This window comes from Marinobacter sp. BW6, assembly GCF_008107725.1.
Lineage (GTDB): Bacteria > Pseudomonadota > Gammaproteobacteria > Pseudomonadales > Oleiphilaceae > Marinobacter.
The window spans coordinates 84,143-99,675 of the sequence record NZ_VIRN01000061.1 but is presented as its reverse complement, the minus strand read 5'-3'; the positions used below and the strand labels follow the sequence as shown (position 1 = coordinate 99,675).

Genomic DNA, 15,533 nt, shown 5'->3' with positions numbered 1-15,533 from the left:
CGCTGCGATTCATCAACTCGTTCATCAGCACCAGCTCATATCTCTCCAGCTGTCGCCCTATGCAAGGCAGTAGGCCACCGTTTTTGGCGCATTGTCTTGTCCGATGCAGCTTCCGATGTCCGCTCAGGAAAACTGACGGTGGAAACTCAATTTCGTGTACCAGTGTGAGATCTCCAAAAAAAAGCCCCGGCATTGCCGGGGCTTGGTTCTAACGCTTGACTGATCGGGGTTTACGGAGCTTGCTGCTCGTCCTGATCAAGTGCGTTTGCCAGAGTCGGACTGGTTCCCAGAGCATCAATACTGCTCGGCGTTGCAGGTACCGACTGACCGCTCAATGCTCGGGCTGTCTGGGTCACCATTACGCTGAATGCAGCGCTGGTGTCTGCTACACCTCCGCACGCTTCATTCGGAACGATTGGTGCGACAAAGGTTCCGTGATTGGCAGTTGTGCAAGGGTTGCTGCCATCGAAGAACACAGCCACTGGGGTGGGTGAGCCTGAGGTGTCGCCCGCCTGAAGCAAGTTCAGGTCAGCACCATCAGCGAGGTTGCTGCCGCCAGCACCTAGATCAAGCAGAGCCATCAGAGGCTCGGTGCCTGTCAGCGGTGCAGAGAAGGCCGGGCTGAGCGGATTGACGTTAGCTTCGTTGGGGACAGTGGTGTCACCAACAACTTCTGTGACCAGAAGGTTGTTCGTCGAAGCACCAAGGCCTTTCGCAAAGTTCACCGGGTCGCCAGCATCTGAGATTGACTGGAAGACGTAGAAGAAGCTCTCGAAATCAGAGGTTCCCTGCATCACGCCAGCATTTGCCAGACCGCCAAGAACCTGGCCGGAGAACGCCGGTGAGTTCTCGATCAGGCGAGTGACCTGACCGCTCGTGTTGTGGAGCACAACTGAGCCAAGCGATGGGAACGTAAAGCTATCAAGCGGCGCTCCGGCCTGCGCGTAGGTGCCGTTGAGAGTAGCGTTCAGGGTCGCGTCGTTTGCCAGAGAGGCAAAAACGGTTCCTGAGATGCCCCCGAGGGAGTGCCCAATGAAGTTTACATTGATTCCCGGCCCAACAAGATCTCCTGGCTGATAGTCACCATTAATGTCGAAGGTTTGGATTGATGCTGCGACGTTCAAGAGATCAACGACACCCTGACGTAGGTTGTCACGACTGTTCATCATATTGAGTGGGTTGATAAACAGGCTACCGGAGGAAATGTCAGCCAAAGGAGCTTCTACCGGCTGCAAAGATGCATTGGCTGTGTATCCGAAGTGACGCTCGCCAATGTAGTCTGCGGAAATCAGAGCATTCAACTGAGCAATAACTGGTGCCAGAGCCGGGTTGTTCTGAGCCTCAAGGCCCTGAATGGTGGTCTGAACGGTTTCAGTCAGAGTCGCTTCGTCCAGCTCCGACAGACCAGCAACGCTGCCTACACTCGCTCCAGCAAGTCCGTGCAGAGGCTGATCGATGGCCACGACAGTCTGGCAAGCGCTTTGCGCGAGCAAGATGGCCGGAAGCATTGAGACACTTCGATCTACCGTAATGCCATGCTGGAAGATGGTTACGCCGTTAGGTTTGAAACCATCTGATCCGTCCTGATCCGCGCATGCTACTGGTCGCGAATCGACCGAGGGGTTGAATACAACGACAGGCACGGTCGTCTCCGCATTTTTCTGCGGGAATGGGAAATAACCATTCACGTTCAGTGTTCCGTCGATGTCGCGGAGGAAGGCGAAGATCGAGTCTCCTGGAGTCAGGGTCTCGTTTAGTCCGGCTTCCATACTGGTGTTACCTGACCAGCTACCGTTGACGATACCGGCTCCTGTCTCACCCGGAAGCTCTTGGAAATAGGGCAACTTGATCGCGCCCTGATGGACCTGAACCTGAGCGGCTGCCTGAACGATGGTGTTTGTCGGATCCTGCAGCGCAAGCCCCTGGATCGTGGCTAGATCTGCTGCTTCTGTCTTCGGATAGAAGAAGGAAGGCCGCGGTACCGGAAGGTGAATCGTGTCTCCGACTTCAGCTGCAATAGCGTTTCCCAGGGTGGTCTCCGGGGTTTGAGTGCCATCGGCAGTCAACACATCCTGCACATTGGAAAGTGCTGTGATGGCGGCCAATTCCTGAGCAGTCAGCGTTGCAGGATCAATCTCTCCGGCGCCGAGTTTTGCTGCCAGCTCTGCAATTTCTCCTAACTGGGTTGTCAGCTCGGAGAAATTCAGTTCTGGGTAGTTATCCCTGACGGCTTTTAGCTGAGCAGTGAAACCGATCTTCTGACCCAGGTCAGTGCCGAATGCCACAGGGGCCATCATTGCACGCAACACATCGGTATCGGAATTCGTAGTGAAGGTATATGCCAGAGCGGATTCGGGGGTGTTCTGTGGAATCGCTTGGGCGAGGAAGCCATTCGCCAGCGCGTCGGACGCCTGGAGTATCGACTTGACGTTGGCGAGGGCCGGGTTGCCCAGGACACCCTCCGCCAGGTTGACGTCCTGTACGGACCGCTCTATCGGCTGTCCGTCAGCGCCAACGATGTTGTTGGTAGCAACAACAAGATATTTCTGGCCCTCCGCAAGCGGCTCCAGGGGAACGATTCTGATCGCGTTATTGCTGCCACCGTCAATGCTTACCACATCAGCACGGAAATTGGGGATCGAAGCCAGATCGAAAGGGTCCGCTTGATCAATGCTTGAGGGGTTGGTGTTGGGCAGAGCGCCCGGTGCGCCCTCAATGGCATCGTTCACATTCAGTGGCAGCAGGAATACGGTGGCTCCGGCCTGAACGGACATAGCATTCAACGAGCCGTCAAATTTCAGGGTGAACGCACCGGACGTAGAGAAACCGGACAGATCGTTAACCGCATCGTCGGCAGGAGAAGTGCCGCCAGAGAGCCCTGTGAAGTCATAGTTGGCGCTCTGGGTGGCACCCAGCAACAGGATCAGGTCCGCATTGATCGGGAACTTTGGCTCTGCGGCAATCGGGTTGGGATCGTAGATGGGGCGCACGATTGATGTATCAATCGTCGTATCAGTAATCTGGTAGTCCGGATCAGCATTCGCCCCCGTCGCGCCGCTGTCAAAGCAGCCTGTAAGTCCAACGGAAGACGCCACGGCAAGACTTATTAGAGTTTTCTTGAACATGGGTGAAACCTTTTCCTGTTGTTGTGTCGTTATGTTCGGCAGCTGACGGGGCCGGTCTGATCCGGTAAGCCCGTTGTCAGTGGCCTGTTCTGCTTAAACTGTTGTCTGAAATTGTAGCCAGCGCTGTAAGCCAATTTCTGTATCTATGACTATAGCGACAGTATGGCAAGTGTTGATCAGCCAAAAGTGTGATTCTTCTGGATTGAATCCTCCCCGCACGGTTGGAGTTCGGCCTTTGAGAAAAATAGTTGCCGGATAACGGTTTGTCGAGGTGCGGCAACCGGGAAATTGAGGCGCAGTCGAGGTTTATTCGAAGCTTGAGAAATCGGGTGAGCGTTTTTGCATGAAGGCCCGGAAGGCTTCGGCGGCCTCGGGAGATTTCAGGCGCTCTGCAAACAGCTGTCCCTCTTCGAGCATTGTTTCACGAAGTGCCTCCATGGTTGGCCGGTTCAACATTGCCTTCGTGGCCCGAATCGCTGCCGGGGCTTTTTCAGCCAGCCGCTGGCAGGCCTCCAATGCATTGGCTTCCGTCTGCTCAGGCTCGCAAACCCGGTTGATCAGGCCAAGCCGAAAGGCCTCACCAGCAGAGAAGGCGCCGCCAAGCATCAGCAGTTCGGCGGTGCGCACCCGGCCGATCCAGGAGGGTAGCAGAAGGCTTGAACCTCCCTCGGGGCAGAGGCCGAGGCTGGCAAAGGGCATCTGGAACGCTGTGTTGTTGCCGGTGAATACCATGTCGCAATGCAGCAGCATGGTGGTGCCAATGCCTACCGCTGCGCCATTGACAGACGCCACCACGGGTTTGGTTGCACTGGCCAGCAGCAGAAGGAAGCGACCGACGGGCGTTTGTTCGAAATCACCGGGTAGGCCTGCGGCAAATTCGCCCAGATCGTTGCCAGCGGTGAAACACTCGCTTGTGCCGGTGAAGAGGACGCACCGGATGTTGGTATTATCCCGGGCCTGTTCCAGGGCGTCGCCCATGGCGGTGTACATGGCGTGGGTGAGGGCGTTCTTGCGTTCCGGCCGGTTCAGCCGAACGACGAGAATCCGATCTTTGATTTCGGTGAGGACAAGGTCAGTCACGGTGTCTCCTGCGGTGTTATTCTAGTTTGGTTAGGATGATACCTTTTTCTGAAGGCGTTTTTCACGAGTTTTAATCCTGGCTTCGCCATCTGTCGAATCACTCGCCAAACCGATTTTCTGGTAAACTCTCGCCTCCCGATTCTCGATGACACGACAACGATATCAAGCTGATGAGGCGCCTATGACCACCGTAATCCGCCAGGACGACCTGATTGAAAGCGTAGCGGACGCGCTGCAGTTCATTTCCTACTACCACCCGAAAGATTTCATTGATGGTGTGTATGAGGCCTACCAGAAGGAAGAGTCCCAGGCGGCCAAAGACGCCATGGCCCAGATCCTGATCAACTCGCGCATGTGTGCGGAAGGGCATCGACCCCTGTGTCAGGACACTGGCATTGTGACGGTATTCGTTAACATCGGTATGAATGTCCAGTGGGACTGCGAGCTGGCCCTGGATGATGTGATCAACGAAGGGGTGCGTCGCGCCTATACCCATCCAGACAACGTGCTGCGCGCCTCTATCCTGGATGACCCGGACGGCAAGCGAAAGAACACCGGTGACAACACGCCTGCCATCATCCACTACAAGATGGTTCCGGGCGATACGGTTGAAGTGCACGTTGCTGCCAAAGGCGGCGGTTCAGAGGCCAAGTCCAAATTTGCCATGCTGAACCCGTCCGATTCGGTTGTAGACTGGGTTCTTAAGATGGTCCCTCAGATGGGGGCTGGCTGGTGCCCGCCGGGCATGCTGGGCATTGGTATTGGCGGCACCGCCGAAAAGGCGATGGAAATGGCCAAGGAATCCCTGCTGGATCCGATCGACATCCACGACCTGAAAGAGCGCGGTGCGTCGAACAGAGCCGAGGAACTGCGTCTTGAGCTGTTCGACAAGGTGAACGATCTGGGTATCGGTGCCCAGGGGCTGGGCGGTCTGACCACCGTTCTGGACGTCAAGGTCAAGGATTATCCGACCCACGCAGCCAATAAGCCGGTTGCCATCATTCCAAACTGTGCTGCCACCCGTCACGCGCATTTCACCCTGGATGGCACAGGACCGTCCTTGCAGACGCCGCCGCGCCTGGAAGACTGGCCGGAAATTACCTGGGAAGTGGGCGACAACGTGCGTCGCGTGAACCTCGATACGGTGACCCCGGAAGACGTGAAGGACTGGCAGCCGGGCGAAACCGTTCTGCTGTCCGGCAAGATGCTGACCGGCCGCGATGCTGCCCACAAGAAAATGGTGGACATGATCGAGAAAGGCGAGGAGCTGCCGGTCGATCTGAAAGGGCGGTTCATTTATTACGTGGGCCCGGTTGATCCGGTGCGTGAAGAGGTGGTTGGTCCTGCAGGCCCGACGACCGCCACCCGAATGGACAAGTTTACCCACACCATGCTCGAGAAAACCGGCCTTACCGGCATGATTGGTAAAGCCGAGCGGGGTCAGGTGGCCATCGACGCCATCAAGGAGTTCGGTGCGGTATACCTGATGGCCGTGGGCGGCTCCGCCTATCTGGTGTCCAAAGCCATAAAGAATGCGGAAGTGGTCGCCTTCCCGGAACTGGGTATGGAAGCCATTTACGAGTTTGAGGTCGAGGACATGCCGGTCACAGTTGCCGTTGATTCACGCGGCTCTTCTGTGCACCAGACAGGTCCTGCCGAATGGCACGAGAAGATCATCGCTGCCAAGGCGGTCTGATCTCGGTAGGCTGCCGAAAAAACAAAAGGGCCGGACGAGTAAATCGTCCGGCCCTTTTTTTGTTTGCTGGCGAAGCTCCGTCAGCTTGAACAGCTGATATTCAGATGCTTGCCCCAATCAGGCGGCAATGCCGCGTAAGCCTCGCTCTCCGGTTGCTCGTCATAGGGCCGCTCAAGAACCTTCAGTAGTGCCTTCATCGGTTCGTAGTCCCCGTTCTGGGCTTCCTGGATGACCTGCTGGGCCAGGTAATTCCTCAGCACATACTTCGGGTTCACGCGGCGCATGGCGTACTCCCGCTCATCGTGAGCGCGGGTTTCGTTCAGGAGTCGTTCTTCATAGCGGTCCAGCCACTGATCCGCCACGCTGCGATCCACGAACAGGTCTCGCACCGGCCCATGGCCATGGTTGTAAAGATTGGACAGCGCCCGGAAGAAGGCGGTGAAGTCGACATGGTGCTCGTGCATCATGCTGAAGGTATCCATGATCAGGCTGAGGTCTGCTTCATCCTCAATGACCAGGCCAAGCTTGTCCCGCATGTTCTGGAGAAAGCGTTCGTTGTAAGCCACTTCATAGCGGCGCAGGCCACGGCGCACGTCGTCTTCCTCCATTACCGGCAGCAGTGCTGTGGCCAGGTAACGGCAATTCTCAAACCCGACTTGCGGCTGACGGTTGTAGGCGTAGCGCCCGCCCTGGTCGGTGTGATTGCTTATGTAGCCGGCATCGAAATCATCAAGGAATGCGAAGGGACCATAGTCAAAGGTGTCGCCGATAATCGACATATTGTCGCTGTTCATCACGCCGTGGCAGAAGCCCACCGCCTGCCAGTCGGCGATCATGCGGGCGGTGCGCTCAACCACTTCTTCAAACCAGCGGGTGTATCGCTCGTCATCCGGCAGGTTGATCAGATGGGGGAAGTGCAGCGATATCACATGCTCGATGAGCGTTTTGACGGTTTCAGGTCCTTCGTGATGAGCGGCGAACTCAAAGTGTCCGAAACGAATATGGCTTTGGGCTACTCGCACGAGTGCCGCGGCTGTCTCGATGGATTCCCGGCGCACCGGATCTTTGGCGCTTACCATGAACAGGGCCCGGGTGGTGGGAATGCCCAGGCCATGCACGGCTTCGCTGCAAAGGTATTCGCGAATGGTGGAGCGAAGTACGGCCCGGCCATCGCCGAAACGGGAGTAGGGGGTCATACCTGCACCTTTGAGGTGCCAGTCCCATCGTCTTCCATCGGGGCCAAGGGTTTCCCATAGCAGCAGGCCACGACCGTCGCCGAGTTCCGGATTGTAGGCGCCGAACTGGTGGCCGGTGTATTTCATGGCTACCGGGTCCATGCCCTCGAGTAATTCAGAGCCTGCGCCCACCCCGGTCCAGTCGGATTCGGAGTCGGCGCGGAAGCCCATCTGTTCGGCGAGCTTGTGGTTGAAACACACCATCTTTGCGTCTTTCAAAGGCGAGGGCTGAACCCGGGTATAAAAGCTGTCCGGGAGCTCAAGGTAGCGATGCTCCACTCGAAAATCGTTGCCACTCATAAAACGCCTATACTCCCATTGGTATGAATTCTGCTGCCATCTCTTTTCAGTCATCCATTAAACCGGAAGTCCAACGTGTCTGATCGCTCGCTAGAACAAACCGTCAGTGCCCTGATTCAACAGGAGGGCCTTCCCGACGCCTACGCCGAAACGGTGGAAAAGACCATTCTGCCGCTCGCAGACCGAATCTGTGCGCTCCATGATACGGAAAAGCAACCCATTGTGGTTGGTATTCACGGAGCCCAGGGTACGGGTAAGTCTACGTTGACGCTCTTTTTACGGGAAATTCTGCTTCGCCACCGCAACCGGTCAGCGGCCAACTTTTCCCTGGATGACATTTACCTTACCAGAGCCGAGCGCCAGGACCTTGCCGAACGGGTGCACCCGTTGTTTATAACTCGTGGTGTGCCTGGAACACACGACGTGGCGCTCGGGCGGCAGGTCTTGCACCGTTTGCGCAGTGCAGCGCCTGAAGAAGCCACACCGATTCCTGCCTTCGACAAGTCCCGGGACGACCGGGTTCCCCGGGATCAGTGGCCTGTCTTCGGGGGAAGGGCGGAGGTCATTCTTCTGGAGGGGTGGTGCCTGGATGCGCGACCGGAGCAAGACAGTGCGCTTGCCCAGCCGATGAATCGCCTGGAGGAGAGCGAGGACCCGGACGGTGTCTGGCGCAGCTATGTTAATGATCAGTTGAAAGGGGAGTACCGGAAATTTTTTGATGAAATCGATTTTCTGATCATGTTGAAGGCTCCCTCCATGGAGTGTGTTCTTGAGTGGCGTCGACTCCAGGAGCAAAAGCTGGCAAATAAAATCCGTAATGCACCAAAAAGTGGCGGGCCCCATGATGGTGCACAGGAGTTGCGCATTATGACCGACGAAGAAGTCGGCCGCTTCGTTATGCACTATGAGCGGGTTACCCGTGCCTGCCTCGCTGAAATGCCGGGCAGGGCTGATGTTCTGATCAACGTGGCCGAGGACCATTCCCTCGACCTTCCGCAGTTTCGCGAGGCCTAACGGAGACCGGCCATGGCCAGACCCCATTTGATCATCTTTTCCGATCTCGATGGCACCTTGCTAGACCACGACGATTACCGGTGGCAGGCGGCGAGCCAAGCGCTGGACAGGCTTCGGGCGGCGAATATTCCCCTGGTACTTAACTCCAGCAAAACCATGCCGGAAATCCGGGCACTGCGGAAAGAACTTGGAAACACCGATCCATTCATTGTCGAAAACGGTGCAGCGGTGGTTATTCCGGCCCGCGTCCTGGGCAATGCCGTGGAAGAAGTGGTGAATTTTGGTGCAACTAGGGATCGGGTTCTTGAGGTGCTTGGCGCCCAAAGGACGAAGGGGGCCCGGTTCAAGGGCTTTGCTGATATGTCCGCTGACGAACTGGCGGCGGAGACTGGGCTGGATCGGGCGGCAGCTGAACGTGCCAAAGACCGGCTTGGGACCGAGCCATTGGTCTGGCAGGGCACAGAGGAGGAGCTGGCGCAATTTGAGGTGGCTCTCGGTTCCGAGCAGCTACGGCTGGTGCCGGGCGGACGTTTCCTGCATGCCATGGGTATTTTCGATAAGGCCGATGGGGCCCGGTTCTTGCTAAACAAATACAGAGAGCAATGCCGGGAGCAGCATGGCGATGAGCCAGTGTTGGCCATCGCCCTGGGTGACAGCCCCAACGATCAGCAGATGCTGGAATCGGCGGATATTCCGGTGGTGATCCGGGGCGTAAAAAGCGAACAGGTGCGGTTGCCTTCGGCAAGGCACGCCATGCGTTCCCTCAAGCCCGGCCCCGAAGGCTGGAATGAGTGTGTACTCAATCTTCTGTTTGAGTATGGGTACTGACCTGTTTGAGTACGGGCATATAGAAGGAGAGCCGCCATGGGCGACTTTTACCAGAATGGCATTATCACGACCCTCCACAACCTTGTTCGTCGTCCGGTGGAGGACCTGGAAGCGGAGCTGATGAGCTTTCGCAAGGCACGGCCCATGTCACTGGTGCTGCCTTCGCTGTACTCTGAGCTTGAAGGCCCGGCCTTGAAAAACATTGTGCACGAATTGGGCAAGGTGCCTTATCTTGAGCAGGTGGTCATTGGTCTGGACCGAGCCAACGAGGAGCAATATCGCCACGCGCTGGAATACTTCTCCGGACTGCCCCAGAACTTCCGGGTACTCTGGAATGATGGCCCCCGCCTCAGGAACATCGACCTGAAGCTTCGTGAGCAAAACCTGGCACCGACAGAAATGGGCAAGGGCCGGAATGTCTGGTATTGCTTTGGTTATGTGCTGGCATCCGGTGTCAGTAAGTCTGTCGCGCTGCATGACTGCGACATTCTCACTTACTCCCGGGATCTGGTCGCCCGGCTTATCTATCCGGTCGCCAACCCCGGCTTCAACTACATGTTCTGTAAGGGCTATTACGCCAGAGTGGCCGACGGAAAAATGAACGGTCGGGTTAGCCGACTGTTGGTGACGCCTCTGATTCGTGCCCTCAAGAAAGTCTGCGGCCCCAACGATTTCCTGGATTACCTGGACAGTTACCGCTACCCCCTGGCCGGGGAGTTCTCCTTCCGTACTGATGTGATCAATGATCTGCGTATTCCCAGCGACTGGGGGCTGGAGATCGGCGTGCTGTCGGAGATGAAGCGCAACTACGCCACCAACCGCCTTTGCCAGGTGGATATCGCGGATGTTTATGATCACAAACATCAGGAGTTGTCGCCGGAGGATGCCAGCAAGGGCCTTTCGAAGATGAGTATGGACATTGCCAAGGCCCTGTTCCGCAAACTGGCGACCAACGGTGAGATCTTCTCCAGCGAGAAATTCCGGACCATCAAGGCCACCTATTTCCGGATTGCCCTGGATTTCGTCGAGACCTACCAGAACGACGCCATCATTAACGGTCTGAACTTTGATCGGCACAAGGAAGAGAAGGCGGTAGAGCTGTTTGCCCAGAATGTGATGCGGGCTGGCGCCTATTTCCTGGATAATCCGATGGATACGCCCTTCATTCCCAGCTGGAACCGGGTCACAAGTGCTATTCCGGACATCAAGGAGCAGTTGCTGGAGGCAGTGGAGCTGGATAATGAGGAATTCCGGCCATGACCCAGGCTCTGAAAGCGAAGCTGGTTTCCATGCTGGAGGTGGTATATCCGGAGGTTGACTGTGTCGTCCTGGCTGAGCAGCTGCTGACGACCATGGAGCTGGAGCCTAATCAGGCTCCGCCGCCCGCGCACCAGAACAACTGGGACCAATCAGATGTGGTGCTGATCACCTATGCCGACACGGTTCAGAGGGCGGAAGAAAAGCCGCTGCAGACACTGCATCGTTTCCTGGGCGACTGCCTGTCAGATTCTGTCTCGTCGGTGCATATACTGCCGTTTTTCCCCTACAGCTCCGACGACGGTTTCTCGGTAATGGACTATCTGGCGGTGAACGAGTCCCACGGAAACTGGGAAGATATCGAGGGCATCGCCCGGGATTACAAGCTGATGGCGGACCTGGTGATCAACCATATGTCGGCCCGCAGCCGCTGGTTCGAGAATTTCCGCAAACGGGTCGACCCGGGCAAGGACTATTTCTTCGAGGGTAATCCAAGGGATGATCTGAGTGCGGTTGTGCGCCCCCGAACCTCGCCACTCCTGAACCCGGTTCAGACCGATGATGGCGAGCGGTATGTCTGGTGCACCTTCAGTGAAGATCAGGTCGATCTGAATTTTGCCAACCCCAAGGTGCTCATTGAGTTCGCTGCCATCATCAGGCGCTACCTGGAACGTGGCATTATCATTTTCCGGCTCGATGCCGTCGCCTTTCTCTGGAAGGAACCGGGCACGCCCTGTATCCATTTGCAGCAAACCCATGAGCTGATCAAGATCCTCCGCCTGCTGATTGAGCATCACAGCCCGGATGCGGTGGTGATTACCGAGACCAACGTGCCCAACCGGGAAAACCTCACCTATTTCGGCAACGCCAACGAAGCCCATGTCATCTATAACTTTTCCCTGCCGCCCCTGCTAATCAATACCCTGGTTACCGGTGACTGCAAGCATCTGAAAACCTGGCTGATGAGCATGCCGCCGGCGCAGATGGGGACCACCTATCTGAACTTTATTGCGTCCCACGATGGCGTCGGTATGCGACCGACGGATGGTCTGCTGACGGAGGAAGAGAAGCAGCGGCTGATCAACACCATGGACTCTTTCGGCGGCAAGGTATCTTACCGGCGCACGCCGGATGGCAGGGACCAGCCCTACGAAATCAATATTGCCCTGTACGATGCACTTCAGGGCACGGCGGAGTCGGGCCGGGATCACTGGCAACTGCAGCGCTTCGTCTGCGCTCACACTGTGATGCTTGCGCTGGAGGGGATCCCGGCGTTCTACATCCACAGTCTACTGGCGACCGAGAACGATCTGGAGCGGGTGGAGCACACCGGTCGGCTTCGATCTATTAACCGCAGCCAGTGGCAACTGGATGATCTGGAGCAGAAGCTCGCGGATCCCCTGAGCCATCACAGCAAGGCGTTCCAGGAGCTAAAACGGCTGATCGCCATTCGGCGTAAACAGCCTGCGTTTCATCCGAACGCCACCCAGTTCACCCTTCATCTTGGGCTTCAGCTGTTCGGTTTCTGGCGCCAGAGTATGCGCAGGGATCAGTCCATCTTCTGTATTCACAACATCAGTAACGAGGTGCAGCAGGTAGCCCTGAGCGACATCAATCTGATTGGTACCGATCATTGGCAGGACCTGATTTCCGGAATGACCATTGATGATCTGTCCGGCTCGATTACCCTGAAACCTTACCAGAGCGTATGGCTATCGAACCTTGAAATTACCAACTGATAATCTGTAGGCGTCATTTGTGCAATGCTCGAAAAACATAGGGTATCCTGTGCCCATATGAGCAAGGCCGAGACGTCATACATGATCAAAGCAATCAAGGTAACCGGGGGCAACCTCAGCTGGGATTCCTGGGAAGGGCCGGGGGAGCCCCCGGCGGATCACGTCGAAATCGAGGTGGTCTGGACAGCCATTAACCGTGCGGACCTGATGCAGAGGGCGGGCGTTTATCCACCCCCGCCGGGAGCGTCTGACATTCTGGGGCTGGAGGTCAGTGGTCGGATAGCCTCAGTTGGATCGGATGTCACCCAATTCAAGCCCGGCGATGAAGTCTGCGCCCTGCTGACCGGCGGCGGTTACGCCACCCGCGTGGTGGTGCCCGCGGTGCAGGTACTGCCAGTCCCCAAAGGATTATCTCTGGAGAAAGCCGCGGCCATACCGGAAGTATTCGCGACGGCCTGGCTGAATCTCTATCACGAAGCGGCCTTGAAACCGGGCGAGCGGGTGCTTCTGCATGCAGGTGGCAGTGGGCTTGGAACCGCGGTCATCCAATTGGCGACCGCCTTTGGAAACCCGGTCTTTGCCACCGCCGGTGATAGCGCCAAACTGGAAATCTGCCGCAATCTGGGAGCCAGCGGTGTCTGGAACCGGAATGAGGGTTCCTTTGTCGATGCCGTTACGGGCTGGGGTGGCGTCGACATGGTTCTGGACCCGGTTGGCGGCAGTTACATTGCCGAAGACCAGCGGATTCTGAATGTCGATGGCCGGATTGTATTGATCGGGCTGATGGGGGGACGGATGGCCGAAGTGGATCTGGGCCTGATGCTGATCAAGCGCCAGCGCCTGATCGGTTCCACCCTTCGCTCACGCACGGTCGAGGACAAGGGCGAGGTGATGCAGGCGCTCTTCCGGCATGTCTGGCCGTTGCTCGCAGCTGGCCAGATTGAGCCTCTGATTGATAGCACCTGGCCGATAGAAGAGGTGGAAGACGCGATGGCCTATGTGGCCGAAAACAGGAACACCGGGAAGGTGCTCCTGAAAATCGCCGACTGATTCAAACAGCCCACTCGCGCCTCAGGTATTGCAGTCAGTCTGCGATGTGAACCAGCTGCTTGCCGAAGTTCTGGCCCTTGAGCATGCCCTTGAAAGCATCAACGGCATTTTCCAGGCCTTCGGCCACGGTCTCCCGGTACTTCAGTTCACCAGAGGCAACCCGTGAGGCCAGGATGTCTGTGATTTCCTGATGCTGGTCTTGCCACTCGGTCACGAGAAAAAAGCGATGCTCGGGAGACGGATCAAGTGCCCCAAGCACGTGGAAGGGAGTCTCCACGCTGGCCATATCTTTTGCATTGTAGGCAGAGACAAAACCGCAGATAGGCACCCTGGCACCGTCGTTCAATAGCGGAGCAACCGCCCGCGTGACAGCGCCGCCCACGTTTTCAAAGTAGATGTCGATACCATCGGGGCAGGCTGATTTCAGATCCGCTTCCAGATTGCCCGCTTTGTAATCGACACAGGCGTCAAAGCCCAGTTCGTTGACCACGAAACTGCACTTTTCCGGCCCGCCTGCAACGCCGACCACTCGACAACCCTCTGATTTTGCCGTTTGTCCGACCACGGTGCCTACCGGGCCGGAGGCTGCCGAGACAACCACGGTTTCGCCGGCTTTCGGTTTGCCTACGTACATCAGGCCGCAATAACCAGTGCGCCCAGGCATGCCGGCAACGCCGAGGTAGGCTTGCAGGGGAACGTTGTCGCGTTGCTGAATCTTGTACACCATTGGAGTATCGGCAGGAAAGGTAACGTATTCCTGCCAGCCGGAATAGCAAGTCACCAGGTCGCCGACCTTCAGGTCGTCTGAACGTGATTCCACCACCCGTGCAACGCTCTCACCGACAATGGGCTCGTCAATGCCGATGGGATCCATGTAACCTTTGGCATCGTTCATGCGGGGACGCATGTAAGGGTCCAGCGAAAGCCAGAGCACCTGGGCAACCACCTCACCTTCGTTGGGGGAACGCACGGGGCGCTCTTCCAACACCAGATCGCCTTGCTGAATTTCACCCTGTGGGCGCTGTTTGAGCACAACAGCTCGATTCTTGTATTCGCTCACTTGTATTCTCCGGTTGCATAATGAAACCAGATTAGGGTGCAGCAGAATCCGGTGTTGGTCAACCTTTTAGCCCGGACCGTGCCATTGCAACGTTTCAGATCAGTTGTAGCAGTTTGCAACAAATGCGATAATTTGGGTCGCTGAATAGATATCTTCTCTGGAGGTCACCATGACAACCGCTGTCCGTCTTGACGACACGCTGGTCCGCCACGCCGCTGCTGAGGGCGCAGTCCATCGGCGCTCGACACCCAAGCAGATTGAGTACTGGGCCGAGATAGGGCGTGCTGTTGCTGGTGAGGTGAGTGCAGAAGACCTGATAGCCATTCTCCAGGGTATTCGCCAGGTAAGGGTCGAGCCGGTGGTGGCCGAGTCGGTTTCCAGCGATGACCTCTGGGCCGAGGTCGACCAGGCCAGGGAGAGCGGTGAACTGGAGCGCTCTATCAGCCGGGGACGCACGGTGTATCAGGCGTCAGGAGAGAAGCCCGGCTATCTGGAGGCCATATATCCGGATGGCAGCCGCGAAGTCGGCCAGTTTCGCAACGGGCGTTTTGAGGCATTGAGTGACCGTGACAACGCAGCCTGAGCTCTGGCTGCTAATTGGCGGTAATGGGGCGGGGAAGACAACCTTCTACGAGCGGTTTCTGGCTCGCCGCAAGATTCCCCTGGTAAACGCCGACAACATTGCCCGCAGCGTGTGGCCAGACGCGCCTGAAAAGCACAGTTATGAAGCGGCGCTGATTGCCGAAAGGGAAAGGCTCCGGCTGCTTGAGGAGCGTCAGACGTTCTGCTTCGAAACCGTCTTTTCCCATCCTTCGAAAGTGGATTTTGTCGGAGCTGCCAAAGCCGCTGGATTTCGGGTGCGGCTGTTTTACTTCCACCTGGAACTGCCATCTCTGAACAAGGCGCGGGTGGCGTCCCGGGTAACGGCCGGCGGCCATAATGTCCCTGAAGCCAAGATTGAGTCGAGGATTCCAAGAACTCTGGCGAATCTTCGTCAATGCATCGGTCTGGCGGACGAATTGCACCTGGTCGATAACTCCCGCCTTGATCAGCCCTACGTGCGCGTTGCGGTCTGGGAGGATGGGCAGTGGCGTTCCTTGCAGGAGAACTTGCCTCGGTGGGCAACAGGGCTGATTGATCGCTGATCGT

12 protein-coding genes are annotated in these 15,533 nt (G+C 57.0%); 8 read left to right on the top strand and 4 right to left on the bottom strand.

The window, feature by feature from the left end; all coding sequences use genetic code 11:
* Nucleotides 1-230: 230 nt before the first annotated feature.
* Both FMN52_RS06145 and FMN52_RS06140 read right to left on the bottom strand, forming a co-directional pair.
* Nucleotides 231-3,125 (bottom strand): MECDP-synthase, encoded by a 2,895-nt coding sequence (locus FMN52_RS06145; protein WP_148607788.1) that lies wholly within the window; start codon nucleotides 3,123-3,125, stop codon nucleotides 231-233.
* 306 nt (nucleotides 3,126-3,431) lie between these two features.
* The gene (locus FMN52_RS06140; RefSeq protein WP_148607786.1) at nucleotides 3,432-4,205 is read right to left on the bottom strand and encodes an enoyl-CoA hydratase; all 774 of its coding nucleotides are present in this window, start codon (nucleotides 4,203-4,205) and stop codon (nucleotides 3,432-3,434) included.
* 181 nt (nucleotides 4,206-4,386) lie between these two features.
* On the opposite strand from FMN52_RS06140, the gene FMN52_RS06135 reads away from it, so the two are divergent.
* Entirely contained in the window at nucleotides 4,387-5,901 is a 1,515-nt protein-coding gene (locus FMN52_RS06135) for a fumarate hydratase (RefSeq protein WP_148607784.1), read from the top strand.
* 80 nt (nucleotides 5,902-5,981) lie between these two features.
* On the opposite strand, the gene FMN52_RS06130 is transcribed toward FMN52_RS06135, so the two are convergent.
* Complete coding sequence (locus tag FMN52_RS06130; protein ID WP_148607782.1) at nucleotides 5,982-7,436, bottom strand: protein adenylyltransferase SelO; 1,455 nt, start codon at nucleotides 7,434-7,436, stop codon at nucleotides 5,982-5,984.
* A gap of 75 nt (nucleotides 7,437-7,511) precedes the next feature.
* Here FMN52_RS06130 and FMN52_RS06125 point away from each other — a divergent pair, with 75 nt between their 5' ends.
* From FMN52_RS06125 to FMN52_RS06105, 5 genes are all read left to right on the top strand, one after another.
* Entirely contained in the window at nucleotides 7,512-8,450 is a 939-nt protein-coding gene (locus FMN52_RS06125; protein WP_148607781.1) for a hypothetical protein, read from the top strand.
* 12 nt (nucleotides 8,451-8,462) lie between these two features.
* Nucleotides 8,463-9,278 (top strand): HAD-IIB family hydrolase, encoded by an 816-nt coding sequence (locus FMN52_RS06120; RefSeq protein ID WP_148607780.1) that lies wholly within the window; start codon nucleotides 8,463-8,465, stop codon nucleotides 9,276-9,278.
* Nucleotides 9,279-9,314: 36 nt separating this feature from the next.
* Nucleotides 9,315-10,538: a glycosyl transferase gene (locus tag FMN52_RS06115; RefSeq protein ID WP_148607779.1), complete on the top strand. Its 1,224-nt coding sequence runs from the start codon at nucleotides 9,315-9,317 to the stop codon at nucleotides 10,536-10,538.
* Complete coding sequence (locus tag FMN52_RS06110; RefSeq protein WP_148607777.1) at nucleotides 10,535-12,274, top strand: sugar phosphorylase; 1,740 nt, start codon at nucleotides 10,535-10,537, stop codon at nucleotides 12,272-12,274. Before FMN52_RS06115 ends, FMN52_RS06110 begins: the two co-directional genes overlap by 4 nt.
* 81 nt (nucleotides 12,275-12,355) lie before the next feature.
* Nucleotides 12,356-13,324, top strand: coding sequence for an NAD(P)H-quinone oxidoreductase (locus FMN52_RS06105; protein WP_148607776.1), 969 nt, complete (start codon nucleotides 12,356-12,358; stop codon nucleotides 13,322-13,324).
* A 34-nt stretch (nucleotides 13,325-13,358) separates the two neighbouring features.
* Here FMN52_RS06105 and FMN52_RS06100 read toward each other — a convergent pair whose 3' ends face one another.
* Nucleotides 13,359-14,384 (bottom strand): NADP-dependent oxidoreductase, encoded by a 1,026-nt coding sequence (locus FMN52_RS06100; protein ID WP_148607774.1) that lies wholly within the window; start codon nucleotides 14,382-14,384, stop codon nucleotides 13,359-13,361.
* A 169-nt stretch (nucleotides 14,385-14,553) separates the two neighbouring features.
* On the opposite strand from FMN52_RS06100, the gene FMN52_RS06095 reads away from it, so the two are divergent.
* A complete protein-coding gene (locus FMN52_RS06095) occupies nucleotides 14,554-14,967 on the top strand; it encodes a hypothetical protein (protein ID WP_148607773.1) in 414 nt (137 codons plus the stop codon).
* Nucleotides 14,951-15,529, top strand: a complete 579-nt coding sequence (locus tag FMN52_RS06090; RefSeq protein WP_240339405.1) for an AAA family ATPase — start codon at nucleotides 14,951-14,953, stop codon at nucleotides 15,527-15,529. Before FMN52_RS06095 ends, FMN52_RS06090 begins: the two co-directional genes overlap by 17 nt.
* Nucleotides 15,530-15,533 lie beyond the last annotated feature (4 nt).

Bases quoted from the DNA above. Each gene is read 5' to 3' on its own strand.
- FMN52_RS06145 (WP_148607788.1), bottom strand. From the start codon at position 3,125: ATGTTCAAGAAAACTCTAATAAGTCTTGCCGTGGCGTCTTCCGTTGGA.
- FMN52_RS06135 (WP_148607784.1), top strand. From the start codon at position 4,387: ATGACCACCGTAATCCGCCAGGACGACCTGATTGAAAGCGTAGCGGAC.
- FMN52_RS06130 (WP_148607782.1), bottom strand. From the start codon at position 7,436: ATGAGTGGCAACGATTTTCGAGTGGAGCATCGCTACCTTGAGCTCCCG.
- FMN52_RS06120 (WP_148607780.1), top strand. From the start codon at position 8,463: ATGGCCAGACCCCATTTGATCATCTTTTCCGATCTCGATGGCACCTTG.
- FMN52_RS06115 (WP_148607779.1), top strand. From the start codon at position 9,315: ATGGGCGACTTTTACCAGAATGGCATTATCACGACCCTCCACAACCTT.
- FMN52_RS06110 (WP_148607777.1), top strand. From the start codon at position 10,535: ATGACCCAGGCTCTGAAAGCGAAGCTGGTTTCCATGCTGGAGGTGGTA.
- FMN52_RS06105 (WP_148607776.1), top strand. From the start codon at position 12,356: ATGATCAAAGCAATCAAGGTAACCGGGGGCAACCTCAGCTGGGATTCC.
- FMN52_RS06095 (WP_148607773.1), top strand. From the start codon at position 14,554: ATGACAACCGCTGTCCGTCTTGACGACACGCTGGTCCGCCACGCCGCT.